Source organism: Pseudomonas sp. CDFA 610 (assembly GCF_021147865.1).
Classification (GTDB): Bacteria; Pseudomonadota; Gammaproteobacteria; order Pseudomonadales; family Pseudomonadaceae; genus Aquipseudomonas; species Aquipseudomonas alliivorans.
On the sequence record NZ_JAGTPM010000004.1, the window covers coordinates 257,878 to 284,624 of the forward strand.

The 26,747-nt window shown below is 60.2% G+C and carries 26 protein-coding genes; 8 read left to right on the forward strand and 18 right to left on the reverse strand.

Going from position 1 to position 26,747, the window contains the following annotated elements; all coding sequences use genetic code 11:
• Positions 1–4: 4 nt before the first annotated feature.
• From KDX39_RS09050 to ubiE, 6 genes are all read right to left on the reverse strand, one after another.
• Positions 5–298, reverse strand: a complete 294-nt coding sequence (locus KDX39_RS09050; RefSeq protein ID WP_025993914.1) for a twin-arginine translocase TatA/TatE family subunit — start codon at positions 296–298, stop codon at positions 5–7.
• 47 nt (positions 299–345) lie between these two features.
• Entirely contained in the window at positions 346–678 is a 333-nt protein-coding gene (locus KDX39_RS09055) for a phosphoribosyl-ATP diphosphatase (RefSeq protein ID WP_004882690.1), read from the reverse strand.
• 2 nt (positions 679–680) lie between these two features.
• The gene (gene hisI / locus KDX39_RS09060; protein ID WP_004882689.1) at positions 681–1,073 is read right to left on the reverse strand and encodes a phosphoribosyl-AMP cyclohydrolase; all 393 of its coding nucleotides are present in this window, start codon (positions 1,071–1,073) and stop codon (positions 681–683) included.
• Between the two features lie 67 nt (positions 1,074–1,140).
• Positions 1,141–2,760, reverse strand: a complete 1,620-nt coding sequence (gene ubiB, locus KDX39_RS09065) for a ubiquinone biosynthesis regulatory protein kinase UbiB (protein ID WP_231660092.1) — start codon at positions 2,758–2,760, stop codon at positions 1,141–1,143.
• Positions 2,757–3,380 carry a ubiquinone biosynthesis accessory factor UbiJ gene (locus KDX39_RS09070; RefSeq protein WP_231660093.1) on the reverse strand — a complete coding sequence of 208 codons (624 nt, stop codon included), beginning with the start codon at positions 3,378–3,380 and terminating at the stop codon, positions 2,757–2,759. Before KDX39_RS09070 ends, ubiB begins: the two co-directional genes overlap by 4 nt.
• Positions 3,380–4,150, reverse strand: coding sequence for a bifunctional demethylmenaquinone methyltransferase/2-methoxy-6-polyprenyl-1,4-benzoquinol methylase UbiE (gene ubiE / locus KDX39_RS09075; protein WP_004882686.1), 771 nt, complete (start codon positions 4,148–4,150; stop codon positions 3,380–3,382). The genes KDX39_RS09070 and ubiE overlap by 1 nt, the downstream gene beginning before the upstream one ends.
• A 144-nt stretch (positions 4,151–4,294) precedes the next feature.
• Between ubiE and KDX39_RS09080 the strand changes: the two genes are divergently transcribed.
• From KDX39_RS09080 to KDX39_RS09090, 3 genes are all read left to right on the forward strand, one after another.
• On the forward strand, positions 4,295–4,573 hold the full coding sequence (locus KDX39_RS09080; protein ID WP_231660094.1) for a polyhydroxyalkanoic acid system family protein: 279 nt from the start codon (positions 4,295–4,297) through the stop codon (positions 4,571–4,573).
• 158 nt (positions 4,574–4,731) lie between these two features.
• Positions 4,732–5,205: a phasin family protein gene (locus KDX39_RS09085; protein ID WP_231660095.1), complete on the forward strand. Its 474-nt coding sequence runs from the start codon at positions 4,732–4,734 to the stop codon at positions 5,203–5,205.
• A 10-nt stretch (positions 5,206–5,215) separates the two neighbouring features.
• The gene (locus KDX39_RS09090) at positions 5,216–6,001 is read left to right on the forward strand and encodes a phasin family protein (protein ID WP_231660096.1); all 786 of its coding nucleotides are present in this window, start codon (positions 5,216–5,218) and stop codon (positions 5,999–6,001) included.
• A gap of 103 nt (positions 6,002–6,104) precedes the next feature.
• Here KDX39_RS09090 and KDX39_RS09095 read toward each other — a convergent pair whose 3' ends face one another.
• From KDX39_RS09095 to KDX39_RS09140, 10 genes are all read right to left on the reverse strand, one after another.
• Positions 6,105–6,719: a TetR/AcrR family transcriptional regulator gene (locus tag KDX39_RS09095; protein ID WP_231660097.1), complete on the reverse strand. Its 615-nt coding sequence runs from the start codon at positions 6,717–6,719 to the stop codon at positions 6,105–6,107.
• Between the two features lie 81 nt (positions 6,720–6,800).
• Positions 6,801–8,486, reverse strand: a complete 1,686-nt coding sequence (phaC, locus tag KDX39_RS09100; protein ID WP_231660098.1) for a class II poly(R)-hydroxyalkanoic acid synthase — start codon at positions 8,484–8,486, stop codon at positions 6,801–6,803.
• Between the two features lie 166 nt (positions 8,487–8,652).
• Positions 8,653–9,510 carry a poly(3-hydroxyalkanoate) depolymerase gene (gene phaZ / locus KDX39_RS09105; protein ID WP_099229384.1) on the reverse strand — a complete coding sequence of 286 codons (858 nt, stop codon included), beginning with the start codon at positions 9,508–9,510 and terminating at the stop codon, positions 8,653–8,655.
• 131 nt (positions 9,511–9,641) lie between these two features.
• Positions 9,642–11,321 carry a class II poly(R)-hydroxyalkanoic acid synthase gene (gene phaC, locus KDX39_RS09110; protein WP_231660099.1) on the reverse strand — a complete coding sequence of 560 codons (1,680 nt, stop codon included), beginning with the start codon at positions 11,319–11,321 and terminating at the stop codon, positions 9,642–9,644.
• 369 nt (positions 11,322–11,690) lie between these two features.
• Entirely contained in the window at positions 11,691–12,068 is a 378-nt protein-coding gene (locus KDX39_RS09115) for a gamma-butyrobetaine hydroxylase-like domain-containing protein (protein WP_210071354.1), read from the reverse strand.
• Positions 12,069–12,170: 102 nt separating this feature from the next.
• Positions 12,171–13,508 carry an HslU--HslV peptidase ATPase subunit gene (hslU, locus tag KDX39_RS09120; RefSeq protein ID WP_231660100.1) on the reverse strand — a complete coding sequence of 446 codons (1,338 nt, stop codon included), beginning with the start codon at positions 13,506–13,508 and terminating at the stop codon, positions 12,171–12,173.
• A 41-nt stretch (positions 13,509–13,549) separates the two neighbouring features.
• Positions 13,550–14,080 carry an ATP-dependent protease subunit HslV gene (gene hslV, locus KDX39_RS09125; RefSeq protein ID WP_004882674.1) on the reverse strand — a complete coding sequence of 177 codons (531 nt, stop codon included), beginning with the start codon at positions 14,078–14,080 and terminating at the stop codon, positions 13,550–13,552.
• 287 nt (positions 14,081–14,367) lie between these two features.
• A complete protein-coding gene (locus KDX39_RS09130) occupies positions 14,368–15,063 on the reverse strand; it encodes an SPOR domain-containing protein (protein WP_122421613.1) in 696 nt (231 codons plus the stop codon).
• Between the two features lies 1 nt (position 15,064).
• Complete coding sequence (gene argS, locus KDX39_RS09135; RefSeq protein WP_231660101.1) at positions 15,065–16,801, reverse strand: arginine--tRNA ligase; 1,737 nt, start codon at positions 16,799–16,801, stop codon at positions 15,065–15,067.
• A gap of 216 nt (positions 16,802–17,017) precedes the next feature.
• Entirely contained in the window at positions 17,018–19,237 is a 2,220-nt protein-coding gene (locus tag KDX39_RS09140) for a primosomal protein N' (RefSeq protein WP_231660102.1), read from the reverse strand.
• A gap of 165 nt (positions 19,238–19,402) precedes the next feature.
• Here KDX39_RS09140 and rpmE point away from each other — a divergent pair, with 165 nt between their 5' ends.
• The 3 genes from rpmE (at position 19,403) to KDX39_RS09155 (ending at position 21,884) form a co-directional block, all read left to right on the forward strand.
• Complete coding sequence (gene rpmE / locus KDX39_RS09145) at positions 19,403–19,624, forward strand: 50S ribosomal protein L31 (protein WP_024686334.1); 222 nt, start codon at positions 19,403–19,405, stop codon at positions 19,622–19,624.
• Between the two features lie 13 nt (positions 19,625–19,637).
• Positions 19,638–20,432, forward strand: coding sequence for a thermonuclease family protein (locus KDX39_RS09150; protein ID WP_231660103.1), 795 nt, complete (start codon positions 19,638–19,640; stop codon positions 20,430–20,432).
• A gap of 183 nt (positions 20,433–20,615) precedes the next feature.
• Entirely contained in the window at positions 20,616–21,884 is a 1,269-nt protein-coding gene (locus KDX39_RS09155; RefSeq protein WP_099229392.1) for a malic enzyme-like NAD(P)-binding protein, read from the forward strand.
• A 136-nt stretch (positions 21,885–22,020) separates the two neighbouring features.
• On the opposite strand, the gene KDX39_RS09160 is transcribed toward KDX39_RS09155, so the two are convergent.
• Complete coding sequence (locus KDX39_RS09160) at positions 22,021–23,409, reverse strand: GTPase/DUF3482 domain-containing protein (protein WP_231660104.1); 1,389 nt, start codon at positions 23,407–23,409, stop codon at positions 22,021–22,023.
• Positions 23,402–24,781 carry a DUF2868 domain-containing protein gene (locus KDX39_RS09165; RefSeq protein WP_231660105.1) on the reverse strand — a complete coding sequence of 460 codons (1,380 nt, stop codon included), beginning with the start codon at positions 24,779–24,781 and terminating at the stop codon, positions 23,402–23,404. Before KDX39_RS09165 ends, KDX39_RS09160 begins: the two co-directional genes overlap by 8 nt.
• A gap of 109 nt (positions 24,782–24,890) precedes the next feature.
• Here KDX39_RS09165 and KDX39_RS09170 point away from each other — a divergent pair, with 109 nt between their 5' ends.
• On the forward strand, positions 24,891–25,403 hold the full coding sequence (locus KDX39_RS09170; RefSeq protein WP_231660106.1) for a dihydrofolate reductase: 513 nt from the start codon (positions 24,891–24,893) through the stop codon (positions 25,401–25,403).
• Positions 25,404–25,584: 181 nt separating this feature from the next.
• Positions 25,585–26,643, forward strand: coding sequence for a haloacid dehalogenase-like hydrolase (locus tag KDX39_RS09175; protein WP_371321825.1), 1,059 nt, complete (start codon positions 25,585–25,587; stop codon positions 26,641–26,643).
• Positions 26,644–26,747: the final 104 nt, after the last annotated feature.

The window sequence follows — 26,747 nt, forward strand, 5'->3', positions numbered from 1 at the left end:
GGTCTTAAACCTGGTCTTTGCGGGTCGGCTCTTCGACTTTGTGCGCCTGCGCATCAATGGTATGCGGCTGGTTCAGAGGCGAGCCCTGAGGCGCAGTGTATGGTTGTTGGGTCTGAGGCTGCGGCTGGGGCTGCGCCGAGGCTTGATCGGCTGTTTTTTCGTCGTCGTTCATAGCCTTGCGAAAGCCCTTGATCGATTCGCCGACGTCAGTGCCCAGACCCTTGAGTTTCTTGGTACCGAAAACCAGTACCACGACGATCAGGATGACGATCCAGTGTTTCCAGTCAAAAATACCCATGAAACAGTCCTCGTAGAAGATTCTTCAAGCTCGAAAGGGGAAGGCAGTCAGTCTGCTGTGCGGGCGGCTTTTTCCGCATGACCGGACAGCCCGAACCGGCGGTCCAGTTCATCGAGCACGGCTTGTGGATGCTGACCCAGCGCCGCAAGCATGACCATGCTGTGGAACCACAGGTCAGCCGTTTCATAAATCACGTCGCTGCAGTCACCGCTGACGGCAGCGTCCTTGGCGGCAATGATGGTTTCAACCGATTCCTCGCCCAGTTTTTCCAGAATCTTGTTCAAACCCTTGTGATACAGGCTGGCGACATAAGAACTGTCGGCAGCGGCATCCTTGCGTGATTCCAGCACCTCGGCCAGGCGGGACAGCGTATCAGTCATGTTCAATGGCCTGCATGGTAAATAGCATCAGGATCTTTCAAGACCGGGTCGACGGTCTTCCAGCCTGAATTTTCATACACTCGGTAGAAGCAACTTTCGCGGCCGGTGTGACATGCGATGCCGCCGATCTGCTCGACCATCAGGATGACGACATCGGCATCGCAGTCCAGGCGCAGTTCATGCAGCTTTTGCACATGACCCGATTCTTCACCTTTGCGCCAGAGTTTGCCACGCGAACGCGACCAATAGATTGCACGATTCTCGGATGCCGTCAGGCTCAGGGCCTCGCGGTTCATCCAGGCCATCATCAGTACGCGGCCGGTCTTGTGGTCCTGAGCGATTGCAGGCACCAGACCGTCGCTGTTCCAGTGAATCTCGTCCAGCCAGTCTTTCATATCTACTCCGGCAGCCGGACTGGAGGTCCGGCGGATTGAACAGTGTGCCAGCGCCATGCGCTGCTGGCTATCGGCGAACGATCAGATACAGCCCGGCAATGAGCATGATTGCCGCAGGCCATGCCGCGAGCGTCGGCAATTGAGTGCCGGCTTCGCTGATCACCCAGCCTTGTATGACGCCACCGGCCAGCAGCGCCGAGCCGATCAGTCGCAAGGCCCAGCCGTCCCTGTTCTCGCGCCACGGGTTTGGCGGGTCGGAGGCGTGTGGGCGGGACAGACGTTCCAGCAGGTCGCGGGTCATGTTGGCGATGTGCGGCAACTGCTCGACCTGCGATTGCAGGTTGCTCACCAGCGTCCTGGGGCTGACGCGCTCGCGCATCCAGCGTTCCAGATAAGGTTGCGCGGTGCTCCACAGGTCGAGCTCGGGGTACAACTGACGACCCAGGCCTTCGATGTTGAGCAGCGTCTTTTGCAGGAGAACCAGTTGTGGCTGGACCTCCATGTTGAAGCGGCGCGCGGTCTGGAACAGGCGCATCAGCACCTGACCAAAGGAAATGTCCTTGAGCGGCTTCTCGAAGATCGGCTCGCACACGGTACGAATCGCCGCTTCAAACTCATTGAGCTTGGTTTCGGCCGGCACCCAGCCTGAATCGATGTGCAATTGCGCCACACGCCGGTAGTCGCGCTTGAAGAAGGCAAACAGGTTGCGGGCCAGATAGTCCTGGTCTTCCGGTGTCAGGCTGCCGACGATGCCGCAGTCGATGGCGATGTACTGCGGGCTCCAGGGGCTGACCGTGCTGACGAAGATATTGCCGGGGTGCATGTCGGCGTGAAAGAAGCTGTCGCGGAAGATCTGGGTGAAGAAGATTTCCACGCCCCGCTCGGCGAGCAGTTTCATGTCGGTGCGCTGATCGGCCAGGGTCGCCAGATCGGTCACCTGAACGCCATAGATGCGCTCCATGACCAGCACTTTCGGGCGGCACCAGTCCCAATAGACTTGAGGCACATACAACAGCTCGGAGCCTTCGAAGTTGCGGCGCAACTGGCTAGAGTTGGCCGCTTCGCGCAGCAGGTCCAGTTCGTCGTAGATGGTTTTCTCGTAGTCCATCACCACCTGAACCGGGTGCAGCAGCCGCGCATCGGCCGACACGCGCTCAGCGGTGCGGGCGAGAATGAACAGCCACGCCAGGTCCTGACCGATGATCGGTTTAAGGCCCGGGCGCACCACCTTGACCACCACTTCTTCGCCGGTCTTGAGACGAGCGGCGTGTACTTGCGCGACCGAGGCCGATGCCAGTGGTGTTTCGTCGAAGCGGCTGAACACGTCGCAGATTTTCGCGCCAAGCTGCTCTTCGATCAGCTTGATGGCCAGATTCTGGTCGAACGGCGGGACGCGGTCCTGCAACAGCATCAGTTCGTCGGCGATGTCCTCAGGCAGCAGATCTCGCCGGGTCGAAAGCAGTTGCCCGAACTTGATGAAGATTGGCCCCAGGTCCTGCAAGGCCAGACGGAAGCGTGCGCCGCGGCTCAGCTCCGATTTGCTGCGCGGCAGCCAGCGCCATGGCAGCACGAAACGCACTGCCAGCATCCACCATGGCAGGGGCAGGGCGAACAACAGGTCATCGAGGCGGTAGCGGATAACGACACGTTGAATGCGAAACAGACGGCGGACGGCAAGCAGCTTCATGCGTTATCGCTGGATTTGAGGGATCGGGCAAGGCGCGAAAAACGCGCCTCGAGGCGTTCCAGATCGAGCTTGATCTGGTCGAGTTCGGCAAAACGGGCTTCGGCTTCATGCTTGCCGACCAGTGTGCGTGACTCTTCGCTGAAGTAATCGGCAGCGTTCTGGCTCAGGCTCGCCACACTATCACGCGTCCAGCGTGCACGGCTGCGCAAATGGCCGCTGAGCAACTGGCTGGCCACAGGGCCCAGCCAGCGGGACAGTTCGTGTTCCCAGTCCAGTTCCAGGTCCTGAAGGACGCCGACCAGTTCCAGCAGTACGCCGCTGTCGCCATCCAGCTCGACCTCAGGACCATGCAGCACTGCTGTCTTGTCCTTGCTCAGCGCCAGGCGCAGCAGACTTGACGCTGGGGCGCGCAGGGTGCAGTCGGCGTCCGCGGCCCACTCCGGGGCCAGCAGCAGACCCTCGTCGCTGGGCAAAATATAGATTTTCAGGGACGGGTCGCGGCAATCGATCTTGATCACATGGCCTGACAGCCGCGCCAGACGTGGCAATGCCGTGCTGTCCAGACGCAACACGCGATTGATACCGTGCTCGACGCTGGCGAGCAGCCCCCGAAGCAACATTACGGTTTGATGCCGCGATGCAGGGCGACGATGCCCGAGGTCATGTTGTGATAGGTCACGCGGTCAAAACCGGCTTCGACCATCATCGACTTCAGGGTTTCCTGATTGGGGTGCATGCGAATCGATTCGGCCAGGTAGCGGTAGCTTTCCGAATCGTTGGTGACCAGCTTGCCCATGAACGGCATGAACGCAAACGAGTAGGCGTCGTACGCCTTGGACATCAGCTTGTTGGTCGGTTTGGAGAATTCCAGCACCAGCAGGCGACCGCCGGGCTTGAGCACGCGCAGCATGGAGCGCAGAGCGTCTTCCTTGTGCGTCACGTTGCGTAGCCCGAAGGCGATGGTCACGCAGTCGAAATGGTTGTCCGGGAACGGCAGCTTTTCAGCGTCGGCCTGGACGAACTCCACATTGCCAGCAACGCCAAGGTCGAGCAGGCGATCACGGCCGACCTTGAGCATCGAGGCATTGATATCGGCCAGCACCACATGGCCAGTCGGGCCGACGAGGCTGGAGAACTTGCGGGTCAGGTCGCCCGTGCCGCCCGCGATATCGAGCACGCGGTTACCTGTGCGAACGCCGGAGAGCTCGATTGCAAAGCGTTTCCAGAGCCTGTGCATGCCGCCGGACAGCAGGTCATTCATCAGGTCGTACTTGGCCGCTACCGAGTGGAATACCTCAGCGACTTTTTCTGCCTTCTGGCTTTCCGGTACATTTTTGTAACCGAAGTGAGTCGTAGGTTCGGCATCGCTGCCTTTGCGCTGATCGTTCATATCGCTTCACCGGAATAGATTGCGGGCCATTCTAATCGTCAAGGCTGGCTTTGTCTTGACAAGGCTCACCGCCAACGCTTTCTTGGATGCAGACGGGTGTATATAGTTGCGCCGCATTTCATACGATGATCAAGGAACTCTCTCATGGCGAAGATAACTGTTGAGCGCCCTCATTCCCTGGGCCGGGAGCAGGCGCGCGAAAAGGCAGAGCAGTTGGTGGACAAGCTGGCCGAGCGATACGGACTGGCCCATGAGTGGGTAGGCGACACCGTGAAACTCGAAGGCAAGGGAGCCAAGGGGAAGGTGGAAGTCGAGGACGAGCTGATTCGCATCAATATCGACCTGAACTTCATCCTGTCGACCATGAGTGGCTCGATCAAGTCCGAAGTTGAGCGCGTGCTGGACAAAGCACTGGCTGCTTGAGACCGTCTGAAGTGTAATCCCCGTCTGTCGGCGTCTGGCAGGCCGCCGGAAGTCGTTCCTTCTTTTCACCCTAGGGTGAGCATTCTAATTTTTCTCCGTAGCGTTGAGCCTATGCCCCTATCGGGCGGTTCCTTCAACTTTCGAGCATGAGGTGCACCATGGCCAGAGCGACCATCAAGAAAAAAATCGAAGACGAACAGGCTTCCACCTTTTCCGACGTCAAACTGTATGCCCGCAAGATCTGGCTGGCAGGCCTGGGCGCCTATGCCAAGGTCAACGAGGAAGGCACCCAGTACGTCAAAGAGCTGATCAAGACCGGCGAAGAAGCAGAGAAAGAAGCCAAGAAAGCTCTCGATCAAAAACTGGAAGCCGCGAACAGTGAGATGGACTCGATCAAGGGCGAAGTGTCCGATGCCAAGGGTCGTGTCGAAGCGCAACTCGATCGAATTGAAAGTGCTTTCGACCGCCGCGTCGCAAAGGCCTTGAACCGGATCGGCATCCCATCTAAACATGATGTTGACACGCTCTCTGCTAAGCTCGATGAGCTGACGGCATTGCTTGAACGTGTCGGGCCTAAAAAGCTCGAACGCTCTGAGCCTAAACGACTCGAACGTTCCGAGCCTGGACAATAAGGAGAGCAGGATGGCTGGCAAGAAAAAGATAGAGAAAGAAGGCAGCTCCTGGATTGGCGAGGTTGAGAAGTACTCTCGCCAAATCTGGCTGGCTGGTTTGGGCGCTTACTCCAAGATAAGCAATGACGGCAGTAAGCTTTTCGAGACGTTGGTAAAAGACGGCGAGAAGGCCGAAAAGCAGACCAAGGCCGAAGCTCAGAAACAGATCGATGAAGTCAAGGACACCACCAAGGCAGCCAAATCCCGCGTTGGTGATGTCAAGGACATGGCGCTGGGCAAGTGGAGCGAGCTGGAAGGTGCATTCGACAAGCGTTTGAACAGTGCCATTTCGCGCCTGGGTGTTCCGAGCCGTAACGAAGTCAAGGCTCTGCACAGCAAGGTCGATCAACTGACTCAGCAGATCGAGCAACTGACTGGCGCAAAGGCGCGTCCAGTTGCATCGCGCGCTGCAGTCGCGCCCAAGCCTGCTCCCAAGACCACGGCCAAACCGCTGAAAACAGCGGCCAAGTCCGTCGCCAAGACGGCAGACAAGGTTGCGGATAAAGCAGCAGCGGCCAAACCTGCAGCCAGAAAGGCAGCGGCCAAGCCGCTGGATGTGGCCGAGAAAGCCGCGTCGAAAACGGCAAGCAAAGCCAAGGACGCTGCCAAGCCGGCCGCCAAACCGGCTGCGCCAAGAAAACCGGCAGTCAAAAAAGCCGCAGCGCCCAAGCCTGCCGCCTCGGCCACGGCAGACAGCTCGAAACCGGCTGCCGCCCCGACGCCTTCACCGGAAGCGCCAGCCAACCAGCCTTCGTAAGAAGACCGGAACGTCAAAGCCCGGCCTGCTCAGCAGGTCGGGCTTCAAGCCTTTCGCCAAGCCTGTCTGGCTCCTTTCGGTGAAGGCCGTTGCTGATCAATCCTTACCGCCCCAGATACTCCATCGCAATCTGCTCGGCCGCCTGCCTTGAGGTGGGCAGCAGGTGCGGGGTGACTAACATCATGATCTGGTACACCACCACCCGCACGTCGCCCTCGCGCCCTAGAATCCGCTGGTAGTCCAGCGAGAACAGCAGGGTCATGGTGATTTGTTCCACCAGTTGTCCCAGCGCCTGGGTTTCACTGACCAGTTGGCCCTGGGATTTCAGGCGGGCCAGCAGTGAGGCCAGGGTGCGTTTGAGTGAGTTGAGCAGGCTACGTATTCCACGCGCCAGTTTGGGCAGGCGGCCGGCGAGGTTGGACAGGTCCTGAAACAGAAATCGGTAATGCGACAGCCGCTCGACGATCAGATGCAGGAACATCCAGTATTCCTCGGCGTTGAGCCGGGCGTCTGCTGGTGGGTCGAGCAGCGGCGCGAGCTCGGCCTGGAAGCGCTCGAACAGGCTCAGAATCAAGGGTTCCTTGCCATGAAAGTGGTAATACAGATTGCCAGGGCTGATGCCCATTTCGTTGGCGATTTCCAGGGTGGAAACATTGGGTTCGCCTTGTTGGTTGAACAGCGTCAGTGCACATTCGAGGATACGGTCGCGGGTCTTCATCCGGTCTTCTTGTTCGAAAATCACAAAACAGGTGATTGATAAGGGGCACGGCGCATTGGCCGGCCCCTTCGAGTCAGGCCATCAGCGCACGTGCACGTAGGTGCCGGGCGCAGCCTCCATCGGTGGGAATTTCGCATTGCCCAGTTCTGTGCGGGTTTCCCGCTCGGTGCCAGAGCGCTCCTGAATCCAGGTCAGCCATTCAGGCCACCAACTGCCGTCATGGCTTTGTGCGTCGTAATACCAGGCACGCGGATCGCTGCTGAGCTTGCCGTTTTCGACGTAAGTGGCTTTCGGGTTGCCTGGAGGATTCAGGATGCTTTGCACGTGGCCGCTGTTGGACAGGATGAAACGCCGCTCGCCGCCCAGCAGCAGGGTCGAACGATAGACCGAATCCCAAGGCGTGATGTGGTCGTTGATGCCGGCGATGCTGAAGCTGTCCACCGTGACTTTCTGCAGATCGATGGGCGTGCCGCAGACTTCCAGACCGCCCGGATGGCTGAGTGGGTTGTGCTTGAAGAAGTCCAGCAGGTCACCGTGCAGCGCGGCTGGCAGGCGCGTGGTGTCGTTGTTCCAGTACAGGATGTCGAACGGTGGCGGTGCCTTGCCCAGCAGGTAGTTATTGACCCAGTAACTCCAGATCAGGTCGTTGGGGCGCATCCAGGCGAACACCCGGCTCATGTCGCTGCCTTCCAGAACACCCCGCTGGTAGGAGCGCCGCTTGGCCGCTTCCAGTGCTTCTTCATCGATGAACAGCGTGGCCGGGCTTTCGATCTGGCTGTCCAGCAGGCTGACCATGTAGGTCGCGCTGGCCACCCGACGAATCTGGCGCTTGGCCTGCAAATGGCCCAGCAGCGCAGCGATGGTCAGGCCGCCCGCACAGGCGCCGACCAGATTGACCTCGCGTGCGCCGGTGATCGCCCGGCACACGTTCATGGCTTCTTCGGTCGCTTCCACATAACTGGACAGGCCCCATTCCCGATGCCGCACATCCGGGTTGCGCCAACTGATGACGAACGTCTGCAGGCCGTTTTTCAATGCGTACTGTACGAAGCTGTTGGTGGGGCTCAGGTCGAAGATGTAGTACTTGTTGATCTGTGGCGGGACGATCAGCATCGGCCGGTTGAACTGTTTTTCGCTCATCGGCTTGTACTGGATCAATTCCAGCATGTCGTTGCGAAACACCACCGCGCCGGGCGTGGCGGCCACGGTTCTGCCTATTTCGAAGGCGTCCCGGGTGGTCTGGCTGGGCAGGCCGTTGTTGTGCAGCAGATCATCGGCCATGTGGCTCAGGCCCTTGATCAGGCTGGTGCCGCCCGAGTTGAACAGTTCCTTGACCGCCAGCGGATTGAGCAGGGTATTGGTGGGTGACAGGGCGTCGTTGAGCAGGTTGAACAGAAAGTGCGCGCGGGCCCGGTCATCCTTGGACAGATCGCAGTCGTCGATCCAGCGTTTGACCTGATGCTGCCAGCTCAGATAGGCCTGTAACCCACGACGGTACAGCGGGTTGAGGCTCCAGGTCGGGTCGGCGAAACGGCTGTCACGAGGGTTGGGCGGGTAGGGCGTTTCGCCCAGCAACATCACTCGTCCCAGTTGACTGCCCAGCGCGAGGGCGTGACGGGCGCTGCGCAACGGATGCCGCCAGCCTTGGGCGGCGACGCTACGCAGGGTGGAAAAAAGGTCTCGCCCGCGTAGGCCGGTGACAGCGCTTTGCGCGTTGATGAAAGTGGCCGGGGTCATTTCGGCCACTTTCTTTGGTTTTTCTTGCATGAGGGCAACACTCCTTCGTCAAGCCATCAACCCATGGACTGGCGTAGGCCCGGTCCCGGCGGCCTGCGTCGTTCTGCGCGGTTCGACACTCCTGTCTCTGGCGCAGTCGGTGAAGCGTATTCGTGTTCTCGAAGCGTTCCAGTGCCTTCGACCGTGACGGACGCAATCAGCGCGCTCTGGGAGGTGTGGGGTGCGGGTGCATGACCGCGCGTTGTCGTTCCTGTTGCAGAAAACCCATGATGATGGGAGCCACCGCTTCGGCTCGGGTGATCAAAAACAAATGTCCGTCATCGATTATGTGTAGCTGGGCATTGGGGATACGCCAGGCCAACAGACGCATATTTACCAGCGGAATCAACGGATCGTCGTCACCGGCCAGTACCAGCGTGGGCTGATGAATCTTGTGCAGCCAGTGGATGCTGGTCCAGCCCATGCCCGCGAACAGCTGCCAGTAGTAACCCAGCTTGCCAGACGAGCGAACCTTGGCCGCATGGTTGGCTGCCAGATGAGGGTCGCGGCGAAAGGCGCCGCCGTAGATTTCCGGTGCAATACGAATCACGTGCGACGGCTGGATGTAGCGCCGCGGGCTCGCCATCAGCCACAGCACCCGCGGCTTGCCGGGCACCATCGCCATGCCGGCCGCCGTGGCGGCCAGCACCAGCTTCTTGCAGCGTTCCGGATAGTCATGAGCGAACTGCTGCGCCAGTGCGCCGCCCCACGACACGCCAATCGCATTCACCTGCCCGTAATCCAGATAATCGAGCATGCGCGCAGCCAGCTTCGCCAGCCCCGGAAAGCGGTAAGGACGTCTGGGTGTGGAAGAGCCGCCGACCCCCGGCACATCGAACGCGATGACCTCCAGATCCGGGTCCAGCGCATCGACGAACGGAAACACCAGCTCGAGGTTGGCGCCGATGCCGTTGAAGATCAGCAGCGGCGTCAAATGACTCTTGCCAGGTCGCACGGCGGTGCGAATGGTGTGACCGTCCAAGTCAATGGAGCGAAATACAAACGGTTGAGGCATGCGCGAAGCCCTGTTGGTTAAACCGCTGGGAAAGCAGTCCTGCGTTTCGACCAGATCGTACGTCTGTCATTCGCCTAACGAGCGCTGCCGGTCTTTTCATAAAGAACGGCAGCGTGCCTTCTTCCTTGAGTCTAGCGTTCGTGAACGTAGGTGCCGGGCGATGCCTCTCCTGCCGGAAACGCCTTGTTGCCAAGCGATGCAGGTGCCTTTTTGAGCTTGCCAGAACGCTCTGTCTGCCAGGCCTGCCAGTGCAACCACCATGAGTCGGTATGTTTGGTGCCGTTTTCCTGCCATTCGTCCGGCGTGGCCGGCAGCTCGGTGTTGGTCATGTAGCGCGACTTGGGGTTGCCGGGCGGATTGAGAATGCTCTGGATATGTCCGCTGCTGGACAGCACGAACTCGGTCTTGCCGCCAAACAGACGCGCAGACTTGTAGCACGACGGCCACGGCGTGATGTGGTCGTTGGTGCCCGCCAGACAGAACACATCGGTGGTGACCTGTTTCAGGTCGATCGGCGTGCCGCAGACTTCCAGCGCATTGGGCCGGGTCAGCGGGTTGTTCTTGAACATCTCGATCAGGTCGCCATGAAAGGCCGCAGGCAGACGCGTGGTGTCGTTGTTCCAGAACAGAATGTCGAAGACCGGCGGTTCGTTGCCGAGCAGGTAGTTATTGACCCAATAGTTCCAGATCAGGTCGTTGGGGCGCATCCAGGCGAACACCTTGGCCATGTCCCGACCTTCCAGCACGCCCGCCTGATACGAATGGCGTTTGGCGGTTTCCAGGGTCTGCTCGTCTACGAACAGCGCCACATCGGTGTCCAGCGTGGTGTCGAGTACGCTCACCAGCAGGGTCATGGCATTGATCTTTTGGTCGCCGAGCGCGGCGTAATGACCCAGCAGCGCGGTGCAGGTGATGCCGCCCGAGCAGGCGCCCAACACGTTGAGGTCCTTGCTGCCAGTGATCGCCAGCACCACATCCACCGCTTCCTTGAGCGCTTCGATGTAAGTCGACAGGCCCCATTCGCGCTGGGCCTTGGTCGGGTTGCGCCAACTGATGATGAACGTCTGCACATTGCTGCGCAGGCAGAAGCGCGCCAGGCTTTTTTCCGGGCTCAGGTCGAATACGTAGAATTTGTTGATCTGCGGCGGAATCACCAGCAGCGGTTTTTCATGAACCTGTTCGGTGATCGGCTTGTACTGGATCAGCTCCAGCACATCGTTGCGAAACACCACTGCACCTTCGGTCGTGCCCAGGTTCTTGCCAACCTCGAACGCATCCATGTTCACCTGGCTCGGCATGCCGCCGTTGTGCACCAGGTCTTTGGCCAGGTGTGACAGACCGTCCAGCAGGCTTTTGCCGCCTGTCTCGAAGAAACGCTTTACCGCTGCGGGGTTCGCAGCCGAGTTGGTGGGCGACATCGCTTCGGTCATCAGATTGATCACAAAGTGAGCGCGACTGATGTCCTGCGGAGTGAGATTGCTGGTGCCTATCCAGTCGTGCAATTCCTTGCGCCAGGCCAGGTAAGTCTGCAGATAGCGGCGATAGAGCGGGTTCTGACTCCAGGCGGGATCGGCGAAGCGTCGATCGTCCGCAGACGGTTGCAGGGCGGATTTGCCGAACACCACATTCTTGAGTTCAACACTCAGATGCGCAACGTGCTTGAGACTGTGGATCGGTTGCTTGATCGCCTGGCGCAACACCATGCGAGCGGTGGTCAGTAAGTCCTTGCGACGCAAGCCCACCACCGGATTGAGATTCAAGGTGTGTTCAGAGGCCTGGCGCTGCAGGTCATCGTCTTTCGTGTTACTCATCTACGACGCTCCGTTGTCCTGAGACGAGTACCGCCACTACTTCCCTGTGAACCAGTGACACAGGCGAATAGCCGGTACTACTGCTCGTGTGACCTAAGATGGCTTGGCTGCCGATTCCTCGATTTTCATGCAGGCTACCGCGAAGGCATCCGAACAACTGCGCTTCGTGTAACCACTCCTTGCATACCACTTCTGCGCATCGAATCGATGCGGAGGAATTGCCAATGCCATTGGTTACGCGAGATTTCAAAAAATCGCAAGCAGCGACAGTCATTAGCCGCTGCGCGGAACATTGAAACAAATCCGATTAGAAAGCGCGTCCTAAAACGGCAGATGGCGTGCCAGGGCAGCGGGGAAGGGGGTTGCGGGTCAGAGCATCAGTTTGACGACGTGCTCGGAAGGGTCTCGGGACTTGCCGGCTTTTTCCAGTTCCTGAAGGTAATCCGCCCACAGCGATTCCTGGCGCACGGCCAGTTCGTAAAGGTACTCCCAGGTGAACAGCCCGCTGTCGTGACCATCGTCGAAGGTCAGTTTCAACGCGTACTGACCGGCCGGTTCCACTTTGATCAGGCCTACATTCAGCTTGCCGTATTGCAGGATCGGCTTGCCGTGGCCCTGAACTTCGGCCGATGGCGAATGCGTGCGCAACAGTTCGGCTGGCAGATGGTATTGCTCGCCTGTCGCGTATTTCAGCGTCAGAGTTCGGGAGGCTTTGTGCAACTGAATGGCAGTGGGGATTCGGGTCATGGTTTCCGCTTTCGATGTTCTATCAAGCCACGCATCACCGGCGCGAACAACCTGGATACTAAAGGAGCGCCTCGCGCGGCGCTCCTCCAGGTGACGACAGGTTCAGAGAATGTAGCGTGACAGGTCTTCGTCCTTGGCCAGTTCGCCCAGGTGACTGTTGACGTAATCGGCGTCGATGGCGATCGGTGCAGCATCCGGACTGGAAGCCATGTCCCCTGCGCTGAACGACACTTCTTCAAGCAGACGCTCAAGCAACGTGTGCAGACGACGCGCACCGATGTTCTCGGTCTTCTCGTTGACCTGCCAGGCGATCTCCGCCAGACGCTTGATGCCGTCGGGCTGGAACTCGATGTTCAGGCCTTCGGTCTTGAGCAGCGCGCAGTACTGCTCGGTCAACGACGCGTGCGGCTCGCTGAGGATGCGTTCGAAGTCCTGCGGCGACAGGGCCTTGAGCTCGACACGGATCGGCAGACGACCCTGAAGCTCAGGCACCAGATCGCTCGGCTTGCTCAAATGGAACGCACCGGAGGCGATGAACAGGATGTGGTCGGTCTTGACCATGCCCAGCTTGGTGTTGACCGTGCAGCCTTCGATCAATGGCAGCAGGTCGCGCTGCACACCTTCACGGGAGACGTCCACGCCACCGGAATTGCCGCGCTTGGCGACCTTGTCGATCTCGTCGATGAACACGATACCGTGCTGCTCGACTGCTTCCAGCGCCTTGACCTTCAACTCTTCGTCGTTGACCAGGCGACCCGCTTCTTCTTCGCGCACCAGCTTGAGCGCTTCCTTGACCTTGAGCTTGCGGTTCTTCTTCTTGCCCTTGCCCATATTGGCAAACAGGCTCTGAAGCTGGTTGGTCATCTCCTCCATGCCCGGCGGCGCAGAGATGTCGACGCCCACGGCCTCGTTGATCTCGATCTCGATTTCCTTGTCGTCCAGCTGGCCTTCGCGCAGACGCTTGCGAAACAGCTGGCGGGTGTTGGAATCGTTGGTCTGGACCGGGTCATCGTTGAAGCCGACACGGGCAGGTGGCAGCAGGGCATCGAGGATACGGTCTTCGGCAGCGTCTTCGGCACGGTGGCGAACCTTGACGATTTCCTGCTCGCGCAGCAGCTTGATCGCAGCATCGGCCAGATCGCGGATAATCGACTCGACATCACGACCGACATAGCCGACTTCGGTGAACTTGGTCGCTTCGACCTTGATGAACGGCGCATTGGCCAGTTTGGCCAGGCGACGGGCAATCTCGGTCTTGCCGACACCGGTCGGGCCGATCATCAGGATGTTCTTGGGCGTCACTTCGACGCGCAGCTCTTCAGGCAGCTGCATGCGGCGCCAACGGTTGCGCAGGGCAATGGCGACGGCGCGCTTGGCATCGTCCTGACCGATGATATGGCGGTTGAGTTCGTGGACGATTTCGCGGGGAGTCATGGACATAATGATTGACGGTCCTCTGGCGCAAATGAAGCCGCAGCGGCTTATTCGGCGAGGTCCTGCTCCTCAATGGTGATGTTGTGGTTGGTGAACACGCAAATGTCGCCTGCAATGTGCAGCGAGGTTTCCGCGATTTCGCGTGCCGACAGATCGGTCTTGAGCAGCAGGGCGCGCGCGGCGGCCTGGGCGAATGCACCGCCGGAGCCCATCGCAATGAGGCCATCTTCCGGTTCAACGACGTCGCCATTGCCGGTGATGATCAGCGAGGCGTCCTTGTTGGCGACGGCCAGCATGGCCTCCAGACGGCTCAACGAGCGGTCGGTGCGCCAGTCCTTGGCCAGTTCGACGGCGGCGCGGACGAGATGGCCCTGGTGTTTTTCCAGCTGGCCTTCGAAGCGCTCGAACAGCGTGAATGCATCGGCGGTGGCACCGGCGAACCCGGCAATCACTTCGCCGTGGTAAAGGCGGCGCACTTTCTTGGCGTTGCCTTTCATGACGGTGTTGCCCAGGGAAACCTGGCCGTCGCCAGCCATGACGACTTTGCCGTGACGGCGCACTGAAACGATGGTGGTCAAGGGGAGAGTCTCCACGCAGCGGGGCGAAAATGCCCTGATGCAGACTCATATGGGGGTGTGGGCGGGTATTTCAACCGTTGGCAGTGAATGGCCGTTCCGGGCGGCGTTGCCACGCAGGAGGATGGGAACGATCATCAACGTGTCTGACTGAATGCATGCCCCGTGGGAGGCGGCCTGCCGGCGATGGCGTCAGTTCAATCACTGATAGGTCGCTTCAAAAAAAGCGTCGCCGGCAAGCCGCCTCCCACAGTCCGTTGCGGCAAGACTCAGGTATAACGATCAGCGCCTTACCGGCTCTGACGCTGCTGCAACAAAAGGTTACTGAATCCACCACCCGCCAGCTGCTTCTGGGCTGTGGTCAGTTGCTCGCGGTTGCTGAACGGGCCGACCAGCACGCGGTACCAGGTTTCGTCCTTCACGGTGCCCGATTCCACGGTCGCGGTCTGGCCCAGCAGGATGATCTGCGCACGGACCTTCTCGGCGTCTGCCTGTTTGCGAAACGAACCCGCCTGCAGGAAGAATGTGGTCACCGCCGCCGGTTTGGTCGCCGCGACCGGAGGCGCTGGTGGCGGAGTCAGGCCGCTGAGCGCAGCCTGGGCGCGGGCGGTATCGATTTTGGCGGCCTGCTCCGGCGTAACCGGGGCAGTCGGCGCGACCGCAGGCGGCGTCTTTTCAGGCACCGCTTCGTTCGGCACGATCACTTCCGACTCGGGCAGCAAGGTGTAGAAGTCGTACTTGGGCTTGACCGGGGCCGTCGGGCTCGGTGGCGTCTTGTTCGCTTCGGCGATTTTTGCCGCCTTGGCGTCAGCCTTGACCCGCTTGATGTCATCGCCGCCGGGCTCGAGCTTCATCAGAAAGACAACGAATGCGCCTACGGTCAAGCCAATGACCAGCCACAACCATCCTGGAATCGGCTTCTTCGCAGGTGCCTGATAACGGCTGGCGCCGCGCTTGGGTGCCGGTTTCTTCTTCGCAACTGCCAACTTACATACGCTCCAGAGTTTCCAGACCCAACAGATCCAGGCCTTGCTTGAGGGTGCGACCGGTCAGCGCTGCCAGACGCAGGCGGCTCTGTTGCTGATCGGGATTTTCGGCACCAAGGATCGGGCAGTTTTCGTAAAAGCTCGAAAACAGACCCGCAAGGTCATACAGGTAAGCACAGAGTACGTGAGGCGTGCCTTTTTCTGCGACGTTGTTCAGGGTTTCGGTGAATTGCGCCAGGCGGGCTGCCAGTTCCTGCTCTTGCGGAGCTTCCAGCGCGATCTTGCCTTTGCTGGCATCGAACGGCGTGCCCAGCTTGCGGAATACACCAGACACACGCGTGTAGGCGTAGAGCAGGTAAGGCGCTGTGTTGCCTTCGAAGCTCAGCATCTGATCGAAGTTGAAGCTGTAGTCGCTGGTACGGTGCTTGGACAGGTCGGCGTATTTCACCGCGCTGATGCCCACCGCCCTGGCGATGCTGCGCAGCTCGGCTTCCGCAACTTCGGGGTTCTTTTCTTTTACCAGCGTGTAAGCACGCTCTTCAGCTTCGTCGAGCAGATCGATCAGCTTTACTGTACCGCCATCGCGGGTCTTGAACGGACGGCCGTCGGCGCCGTTCATGGTGCCAAAGCCCATGTGTTCCAGTTGCATGCCTTCATGAACGAAGCCTGCGCGTCGCGCGACTTCGAACACCTGCTGGAAGTGCAGCGCCTGTCGCTGGTCAACGAAGTACAGCGCGCGATCAGCCTTGAGCACCTTGCTGCGATAACGAATGGCGGCAAGGTCAGTGGTGGCGTACAGGTAGCCGCCACCGGCCTTTTGTACGATCACTGGCAGTGGTGTGTCTTCAGCGGTGCGGAATTCTTCGAGGAATACGCACAGGGCACCATTGCTTTCCACCAGCAGGCCCGCGGCTTTCAAGTCGCTGACCACATTGGCCAGATCGTCGTTGTAGGCGCTTTCGCCCATGACATCGGCCGGGGTCAGATTGACGTTGAGGCGCTCGTAGGTCTTCTGGCAGTGCGACAGCGAGATTTCGTTGAAGCGTTTCCAGAGCGCCAGGCATTCGGCATCGCCGCCCTGCAGCTTGACCACGAGCCCGCGGGCGCGCTCGGCGAACTCTTCGGATTCGTCGAAACGCTGCTTCGCTGCCCGATAGAAGTTTTCCAGGTCCGACAGCTCGTCGCTGGTCGCCGGTTTTTCCTGAAGATAAGCGAGCAGCATGCCGAACTGGGTGCCCCAGTCGCCGACGTGGTTCTGGCGAATGACGGTATCGCCCAGAAAACCGAGGACATTGGCTACGCCGTCACCAATGATGGTCGAGCGCAGATGGCCGACGTGCATTTCCTTGGCCAGGTTCGGTGCCGACAGGTCGACCACCACACGCTGCGCCGGGCCTGCCTTGCGTACCGCGAGGTGCGGGTCGGCCAGGGCTGCGTCCAGACGTGCGGCCAGGGCTTGAGTGTTCTGGAAGAAATTCAGAAAGCCGGGACCTGCGATTTCCACCTTGCTGACCTGCTCATCGGCGGGCAGCGCTGCAATCAGCTTTTCAGCCAGATCGCGCGGCTTCATCCCGGCGGGCTTGGCGAGCATCATTGCGATGTTGCTGGCGAAGTCGCCGTGGGTCTTGTCGCGAGCGTTCTCGACCTGGATCGCCGGCGTCAGCCCTTCTGGCAAGACGCCCTCGGTGACAAGACGGGTCAAGGCTTGTTGAATCAGCTGGCGAATGGTGTCTTTCATGATGCTCTCTTCGACCGCAAGCGCGGTGGCGCCAGGATGCGCGGGTGGAAAAACTTTGCATTATCCGTTGCTCAAGCCGCCTTGCCAACCGTGTTGGTTTTCAGGCGTCTATTCATGCGGACCATTCAGGTATCCCGCTGCGCCAGAGAGGCTGCCCTGTCTTGCAGTAAACACTGGGCCGTCTCCCACAAAAAAACAGCGTTAATGCAGGGGGGATCAGTACAGGTCAACGGGGTCCACGTCCAGCGACCACCTGACCTGCCTGCCACTGGGCATCTGCTCAAGAGCGATCAGCCAGTTGCTCAGCAATTTGTGCAGCGGCGCACGGGCGCTGGACTGCAACAGCAATTGCGCACGATAGCGTCCGGCACGACGTTCCATCGGTGCGGGCACCGGGCCGAGCAGTTCGATACCGCCCAGGCTCATGTCAGTCAGCAGTCGCTCCGCCTCGCTGCAAGCCTGATCCAGAAACGCTTCGGCCTGCCCCGGCTTGTGTGCTTCGGCGCGCAGCAACGCGAGGTGCGAGAACGGCGGCAGACCGGCCGAGCGGCGTTCGCTCAAGGCCTGTTCGGCGAACGCGAAATAGCCCTGTTCGGTGAGCTGGATCAACAAGGGGTGGTCGGCCAGGTGCGTCTGAATGATCACTCGGCCCGGCTCCTCGGCCCGGCCTGCGCGCCCGGCGACCTGGACGATCAGTTGTGCCATGCGCTCGCTGGCGCGGAAGTCGCCGGAGAACAGCCCGCCGTCGGCATCCAGAATCGACACCAGCGTGACGCGAGGGAAGTGATGCCCTTTGGCGAGCATCTGCGTGCCGACCAGAATGCACGGCTGGCCGCGCTGGATGGTCGCGAACAGCTGATTCATCGCATCCTTGCGCGAGGTGCTGTCGCGGTCGACGCGCAGCACCGGGTAATCCGGAAACAGTATCGCCAGACGCTCTTCGGCGCGCTCGGTGCCTGCGCCGACCGGTCGCAGATCCACCTTGCCGCACGACGGGCACTGACGCGGCACTCTTTCAACGTACCCGCAGTGGTGGCAGCGCAGCTCGCCGGAGCGCTGGTGCACCGTCATGCGCGCGTCGCAGCGCTGACAGCCGGACATCCAGCCGCAGTCGTGGCACAGCAGGGTCGGCGCAAAGCCGCGGCGGTTGAGAAACACCAGCACCTGCTGGCCAGCCGCAACGGTCTGACCAATGGCTTGTTGCATCGGCCCGGAGATGCCGCTGTCCAGCGGTCTGCTTTTTACGTCCAGTCGCAGAAAGCGTGGCTGTTGCGCGCCGCCGGCACGTTGATTCAGGCGCAGCAGGCCGTAACGACCGGTGTAGGCGTTGTGCAGGCTTTCCAGTGATGGGGTGGCCGAGCCGAGCACAATCGGGATGTTTTCCTGACGGGCACGCACCAGCGCCAGATCGCGAGCGTGATAGCGCAGACCTTCCTGCTGTTTATAAGAGCCGTCGTGCTCTTCGTCGATGATGATCAGGCCAGGGTTTTTCATGGGCGTGAACAGCGCCGAGCGGGTGCCGATGATAATGTCGGCTTCGCCATCGCGCGCCGCCAGCCAGGCATCCAGTCGCTCACGGTCGTTGACGGCTGAATGTATCAACGCAATACGTGCATTGAAGCGCTGTTCGAAGCGCGCCAGAGTCTGCGGCCCCAGGTTGATTTCCGGGATCAGTACCAGCGCCTGCTTGCCCGCCTCCAGCGTCTCGCGGATCAGTTGCAGATAGACTTCGGTCTTGCCGCTGCCCGTCACGCCTGCCAGCAGAAACGCATGGAAGCTATCGAACCCGGCGCGTATGGCTTCATAGGCGGCGCGCTGCTCGGTATTAAGCGGCAATTCCGGCTGCGCCAGCCAGTGTTCATGACGCGCACTGGGCGCGTGGCTGCGCACTTCGACGTACACCAGCTCCTTGGCCAGCAACAGGTTGAGGCTGTCCTTATTAAGCATCAGCTTGCTGAGCAGTTGATGCGCCACACCATGAGGATGCTGGGCGAGGGTGGTCAGGGCTTCGCGCTGCTTGGGTGCACGGGCGATGCGCGAGTCGTCGACGCTGGCGCCGGGCGATACGTGCCAGAAGCGTTCCTGGCGGGTTTCGGCCAGTTCGCCCTGACGCAGTAGCACCGGCAAGGCCCAGCTCAAGGTGTCGCCCAGGCTGTGCTGATAATACTGGGACGTCCACAGGCACAGCTTGAACAGCGCTGGGGGCAGTGGCGCCTGGCTGTCGAGCAAGGCAATCGCGGGCTTCAATTTGTCAGCAGGTACTTCACTGTGATCCACGACCTCGACCAGAATGCCGATCATTTCCCGCCGGCCGAATGGCACCCGCAGACGCATGCCGGGCTGCAGAACGCTGCGCGACACGCCAGCAGGGGCGCGGTAATCGAACAGGCGGCGAAGCGGCGAGGGCAGGGCAAGGCGCAGGATGGCGTTGGGCACGCGTTGTTTCCCTGTGGCGGTCGTGGGCGATGCGCGATCTTAGCAGACGACCGGTGCAAAGGTTCGCTTGCGTCGTTCTGATTGTCTGATACTATCCACGGCCTATTTCCGTGCGGTATTCAACAATAGTGTTGGGTGGCGGCACGCTAGACTGAGGAAGTACCGATGAAAGCTGATATCCATCCAGTTTACGAAGCCATTGACGCAACCTGCAGCTGCGGCAATGTCATCAAGACCCGTTCCACTCTCGCCGCTCCTCTGAGCCTCGACGTGTGCAACGAGTGCCACCCGTTCTACACTGGCAAGCAGAAGACGCTTGACATCGGCGGCCGTGTCGACAAGTTCAAATCCCGTTTCGGTGCGTTCGGCGCAACCAAAGCGAAGTAAGACTGGCTGCCTCATGGGCATTTCCAGACTGCTTGAAAAGACGCCCCTTGTGGGCGTCTTTTTTATGTCCGCGATTTGGCTGTCCGGCGCAGAGGCGTTCTGCCCTGCGCCGGACGGTTTGCCCGTTGTAAAGGTGCAGAGCGTGGTGGACGGTGACACCCTGCGTCTGAGCGATGGTCGCAGTGTACGAATGATCGGTCTCAATACGCCCGAGACCGGCAAGCGCGGTCAGTCCGCCGAGCCGTTCGCCGAAGCGGGCAAGCGACGCCTGCAAGCGCTGGTCAAAGACAGCGACGGCCAGGTTCGCCTGCAGATCGGTCAGCAGGCCAGGGATCGTTACGGTCGTACGCTGGCCAACGTCTACGCTCGCAACGGCGCCAACCTCGAGGCGCAGTTGCTGAGCGAAGGACTCGGCTATCTGGTCGCCGTCGCGCCCAATACGGCGCTGGTCGATTGCCAGCAGAGCGCCGAGCGTCAGGCGCGCCAGGCCAGACTGGGCCTGTGGCGCAACGCTCCTGTGCAATCTGCCAGTCGTATCAACAAAGGCGGCTTTGCCGTGATATCCGGGCGCGTGAAGAGCGTTCAACGCAACCGCGGCGGAGTCTGGATCGAACTCGACGGCCCATTGGTGCTACGCGTTGCCCCTGATCTGCTGCCAGCCTTCGATGTGGCGAAGCTTGAGCGGCTAAAGGGCCGACAGGTTGAAGCGCGGGGCTGGGTGGTGGACCGTTCCCGGCGCGGTGGTCTACAGTCAGGACAGGCTCGCTGGCTGATGCCGCTGACCCATCCGGCCATGCTCAACCCCTAGGCGTCGCCTGCAATCCCGGGCCTTTCGACGAGCGGTTCGGCTTTTTGTGTTTCCAGTGCCTTAGCGGAAAGTCTAACTTCTCGCCCCTTGACAGCAGTGACTGGTCAGTCTTGTTAGGACTATGCATCTTGCGTATCCTCGGCGGTCCGTCTGTCCCACAGTAAAAAAAGCGGAATCCAATACATGTCAGATTTGAAAACTGCCGCGCTCGATTACCATGCCAATCCCCGTCCAGGGAAGCTGAGCGTAGAACTCACCAAGCCGACCGCAACCGCTCGTGACCTGGCTCTGGCCTACAGCCCTGGCGTTGCTGAACCCGTGCGTGAAATTGCCCGTGACCCGGAGCTGGCTTACAAGTACACCGGCAAAGGCAACCTGGTAGCAGTTATCTCCGATGGCACCGCAATCCTCGGCCTTGGCGATCTGGGCCCACTGGCCTCCAAACCAGTCATGGAAGGTAAAGGCGTTCTGTTCAAGCGCTTCGCCGGTATCGACGTTTTCGATATCGAAGTCGATTCCGAAAGCCCGCAGGCCTTCATCGACACCGTAAAGCGCATTTCGATTACTTTCGGTGGTATCAACCTGGAAGACATCAAGGCGCCCGAGTGCTTTGAAATCGAGAAAGCGCTGATCGAACAGTGCGACATCCCGGTGTTCCACGATGACCAGCACGGCACTGCTATCGTGACTGCAGCCGGCATGATCAACGCACTGGAAATCGTCGGCAAAACCCTCGACACGGCGAAGATCGTCTGCCTGGGCGCTGGCGCTGCAGCCATCTCCTGCATGAAGCTGCTGGTGAGCATGGGCGCAAAGATCGAAAACATCTTCATGATCGACCGCACCGGCGTGATCCACTCCGGACGTACCGACCTGAACCAGTACAAGGCTGTGTTCGCACATGCCACTGAAAAGCGCACGCTGACCGATGCGCTGGATGGCGCTGACGTGTTCGTGGGCCTGTCCGGTCCTAACCTGCTGAGTGCTGAGAATCTCAAGCTGATGGCCAAGGACCCGATCGTGTTCGCCTGTTCGAACCCTGATCCGGAAATCTCCCCGGAACTGGCTCACGCCACTCGCAGCGACGTGATCATGGCGACCGGCCGTTCGGACTACCCGAACCAGGTCAACAACGTACTGGGCTTCCCGTTCATTTTCCGCGGTGCTCTGGACGTTCGCGCCAAACGCATCAACGAAGAAATGAAGATCGCCGCAGCCAACGCCCTGCGCGAACTGGCCAAGCTGCCTGTTCCTCAGGAAGTGTGCGACGCCTATGGCGGCATCAAACTGGAATTCGGTCGTGAATACATCATCCCGAAACCGATGGATACCCGCCTGCTGGGCCTGATCGCCGAAGCAGTCGCCAAGGCCGCCATCGAAAGCGGTGTGGCCACCCTGCCATATCCGAAGCACTACCCGCTGACCAGCGTGGACGACGTGTTCAAGGGCTGATTCCTTGAGGCAATAAAAAACCCGCAGAGATGCGGGTTTTTTTATAAGACGAATCAGGTATTCGATGTGTTTGCCAGCACGCTGATCGTGTCCGATGTCAGTTTTGGGAGCAGACACGACATAACTGGCTGAGTCATCACTCCCGCAAAATCACCCCCGCCAACTCATCAATCACCTCTTGCCTTTCAGCCTGATTCAAGCGCGCACGGGGATTGAGCGATGACCACTGCGGGTGGGCGCGAGAGCGTGACAAGGGCTCTGGCAGTTTGCCTTTGCGCCAGGTCGTGTCCTGCGGGCTGGTCAGTTCGATGCTGTTGATTGCCGCGTGGCCTCTGACGCCGAGTGCGGCCAACAGATGGGTCTGACGCAGTGCGAGCAGTCGCAGTACGGCATCGTCGACCGTCAATTCCCGATGTCCTTTGAGTTTGCCCAGCAGGCGTCCGCCGTAGCTGCGTGCGGTCAGCAGGGCGCCGCCGGCAATGGCACCCACCAGCGCAGCTGCGCCCAGTGTGACCCCTCCGACCATCAGATCCACGCCTGCTCCGGCCGCAGCGCCTGCCGCCACGCCGCCGCCGACCCGTACGCCCATCAGCTTGAGGGTTTCCGGGTTGAACAGGTCATCGCCCCAGCGGCCATCCATCAGCGGCAAGTCGCTGGCGGTCACGTCATCCTTGCGAAACGCATGCAGTTTGAGCAGCGCCTTAACGCATTGCTGTTCACGCTGCCGGACCGCCTGACGCAACGTGTCGATGGCCTGCTTCTCCTGGTCAGGCGTGGTTTCGACGCTGCGCCGACAGGCTGCGCAGTCGATCAGCATTTCCGCGATCAGGCGCCCTGCACTGAGGCGCCTGGCCTGACGCTGTTTCTCCTGATCCTGAATCAGGCGCTCCAACTGCGGGCGTGCGCTTTCCAGCATCAGCGCCAGGCTTTCGTAGAGACGCCGCCCGCCGTCTTCAGGAGGCGCGACACTGTCGAAACGCACCAGCGCATGCAGGCCGAGGCGCGAGAGGGCTTCGCGCCATTCGGGCTCACGGTGCTGCTGCGCGCTGACGAAATTGAGGACCGGTAACAAGGGTTTTCCGCAACTGGCAAGCACTGCCAATTCGTCACGGTATTTGGACAGCACCGGTTCGCGGGCATCGATCACATAGAGACCTGCGTTCGAGTCGAGCAACTGCCGCAGCACCTTTGCTTCCTGTTCGAAGCGTTGGCGCGCCTCGCTGCCTTCCAGGAAGCGCGCCAGCCTTGCCGGGCCATCCAGTCGTTCGCCTGGACGGTCCAGGCGTTCCAGATAGTCGAGCAGGGCGATGGCGTCTTCCAGGCCGGGAGTATCGTACAGCTCGACCGTGGCCTGGCCTTCCACCGAGAGGCGGGCACCCTCAACGTGCCTTGTCGTGCTGGGTCTATGGGACACTTCGCCGAAGCTGACGTCGCCTGTCAGGGTCCGCATTAACGAGGTCTTGCCCACGTTGGTGTGCCCGACCACTGCCAGCTTGATGGCTGTGGGTTTGCGCGCTTCACTCATGACCTGTCTCCAGCCAGTTCATGGGCGTGCTGTCTGTCCATGGCAATTGCAGTTGATCCAAAGCGACATGCCAGTCGTCGAGTCGCTCGGGGTCCAGTGTCTGTCCCGCAGGTGCTGGCAGCAGCCAGACGCGGGTTGCTCCGGCGCAGCGGGCCAGCTCTGCGATCAACGCAAGGCTGCCACGGTCCGGCGAGCGGCGCGGATCACAGGCAATCAGCAGGCGTGCGGGCGGGTATTGAGTCAGTTGTTCCAGCAGTCTGTGCCGGGATTCGCGGCTGTCCAGAACCCCCGCATTGGAAACGCCAGCGGGCAGGTGTGGCGGCCAGACGCATTGGTCGTCCAGTTCGATGGCCACCAGCAGAGCGCCTTCGCTTTGAGCAATCCCGGCGTCGCGCTGAACCTGGTGCAGCATTGCGGGCTCGGCGTCGTTGACGCCCAGGCGCTCGCTGCTGGGCATCAGCCGTTCGCGCAGCTCAAGGTAATCGGGCTGCTCCAGATCAAGTCGCAGGCCAGCGCGGCCACTTTTCCAGCGCCACAGACAAAACGCGGCCAGCAGCAGGCGCGGCAGAACGCCATAGACCAGCAGCACGCCAACCAGCCAGGCCGCCCAAGCCTGGCGAGAATTTTCGATACTTGATGCGCCGTTGCCGCTGGCGCGGATCATCGATTCGTCCGGTACGCTGAAACCCAGCCATGCCGGGATCGTGCTCAGCGTCTGGGTCAGGCTGACGAATGTGTCGCTGCTCAAGATGGTGGTTTCCCAGACAAAGCCGTAGCGTCGGGTCGACATCAGCATCAACAGCACCACCAACGCGCTGAGCAGCGCGATCAGCCACAGGCTGTTGATCACCGATCCCAATACCCAGCGATTCAGGCGCTTTCGTTGCAGCAGTAGAATGAGCGCTGGCGCCAGTTGTGCGGCCTGCGCATCGCGGGCGAGCTTTTCACTCAACCATAACCACAGGCGACCAAGCCCGCTGTTATTGCGTCCGGCGAAGATCAGCCCCAACCCCCAACTGATCAGAAGAATCAGATTCAAGCCGAGCAGGCTGCCCAGCGCCCAGAATACGTTCACTGGTGTCCGGCCATCGCCCATGGCGGCGAAAGCCAGACCTGCACCACTCATGATCGCCAGTATGGCCAGCGCAATCAGGGCCAGTCGCGCCCCCTGTTTCCAGTGATGCAGCGCGGCAACCATGCCGTCGCGCTCCGCCAGCCACAAGGCGCGATGGGTAATGCGGGTTGTGAGGTCGCCTTCGCCAGCGCGGGCGCGGCGGTTGGCTTCCTGATCGTCCAGCGTGCCCGCCTGATGTTCACGCAGGCGCACAGCTTCGGTCAGCCAAAGGGTATCGAGTGGTGTCAGCGCAGTCACACGGCGTCTCTTCAAGGAATTCAGCGGTGAGCATAACCGCTGTCATGGGACTGAGCACGGCGTGTAACAGTTCAGTGGCTTGCCGGGCGCGCTCTGATATCCTCGCGGCATGACTACTCATCTCCCCCTCAGCCTGATTGCCGCCCTTGGTGAAAACCGAGTGATCGGCGTCGACAATTCCATGCCCTGGCATTTGCCGGGGGATTTCAAATACTTCAAGGCGACCACCCTCGGCAAGCCCATCATCATGGGCCGCAAGACCTGGGATTCGCTGGGCCGTCCGTTGCCGGGCCGCCTGAATCTGGTGGTCAGTCGCCAGACAGACCTTCAGCTCGAAGGAGCCGAGGTTTTTGCTTCGCTGGACGCCGCTGTAGTGCGCGCCGAAGAGTGGGCGCGAGAGCAGGGCGTCGATGAGGTCATGCTGATTGGCGGCGCGCAGTTGTACGCTCAAGGCCTGGCCAAGGCGGATCGTCTGTACCTGACTCGGGTGGCACTGAGCCCGGAGGGCGATGCGTGGTTTCCCGAGTTCGATCAGGCGCAATGGAAGCTGGTTTCCAATACTGAAAACGCCGCTGTTGAAGACAAGCCTGCCTACAACTTCGAGGTGTGGGAGCGGGGTTGAGCCATCGGCGATGATGCGACGGCAAACAAAATGTCACAAAAATGTCGTTTTTGGTTTTGCTGTCGTGATCAGTGGGGCAAATGACGTCTTCCGACGCCTCCAAGGTCGCTCGCGCACTTTTGCGTTCATAATATTTTGTTACGGTCTGACCTTTCAAATTTTTGAGAAGGGGACTTTGCCCATGAAACTCGTGCCAAAAATGCTGTTTGCTGCGCTTTGTGTCGGGCTGGCCAGCCAGGCTTTCGCCGCCACCGAATTGAAGCATTGGCCCGAGCCTGCCGCGAAAGCACTCGATGCAATGATCGCCGCCAACGCCAACAAGGGTAACTACGCGGTCTTTGACATGGACAACACCAGCTACCGCTTCGACCTTGAAGAGTCGCTGTTGCCGTACATGGAAAACAAAGGCCTGATTACCCGCGAGAAACTCGACCCTTCACTGAAGCTGATCCCGTTCAAAGACACTGCCGAGCACAAGGAAAGCCTGTTCAGCTACTACTACCGCCTCTGCGAAGTTGACGACATGGTCTGCTACCCATGGGTCGCACAGGTGTTTTCCGGCTTCACCCTGCAGGAGCTCAAAGGCTACGTGGACGAGCTGATGGCGCTCGGCAAGCCGATTCCTGCCACCTATTACGATGGCGATACCGTCAAACAACTCAACGTCGAGCCGCCGCGCGTGTTCACCGGGCAAACCGAGTTGTACAAAAAGCTGATGGAAAACGGCATCGACGTCTACGTGATGACCGCGGCATCCGAAGAACTGGTCCGCATGGTCGCCTCTGATCCCAAGTACGGCTACAACGTCAAACCGGAGAACGTGATTGGCGTATCGCTGTTGCTCAAGGACAAAAAAAGCGGCGAGCTGACCACGGCGCGCAAACAGATCACGGCAGGCAAGTATGACGCGAAAAGCAATATGGGCCTGGAACTGACGCCTTACCTGTGGACCCCGGCCACCTGGATGGCTGGCAAGCAGGCGGCCATCCTGACCTATATCGATGAATGGAAAAAGCCGGTGCTGGTAGGTGGCGATACCCCGACAAGTGACGGCTACATGTTGTTCCACAGCGTCGACGTCAGCAAAGGCGGCGTGCATGTGTGGATCAACCGCAAAGACAAATACATGACCCAACTGAACGGCATGATCAAGAAGAACGCCGAAGCCCAGGCGAAGGAAGGGCTGCCGGTCACTGCCGACAAGAACTGGGTGATCGTCAAGCCGGACGAGATTCAGTGAGTTGAAGGTGATCGAGCCTGCGCTCTGCGTCTGCGCTTGATGGCACCTACACCCAACAAAAAGCCCGGCATCTCTGCCGGGCTTTTTGCTTTGACGATGCTGCT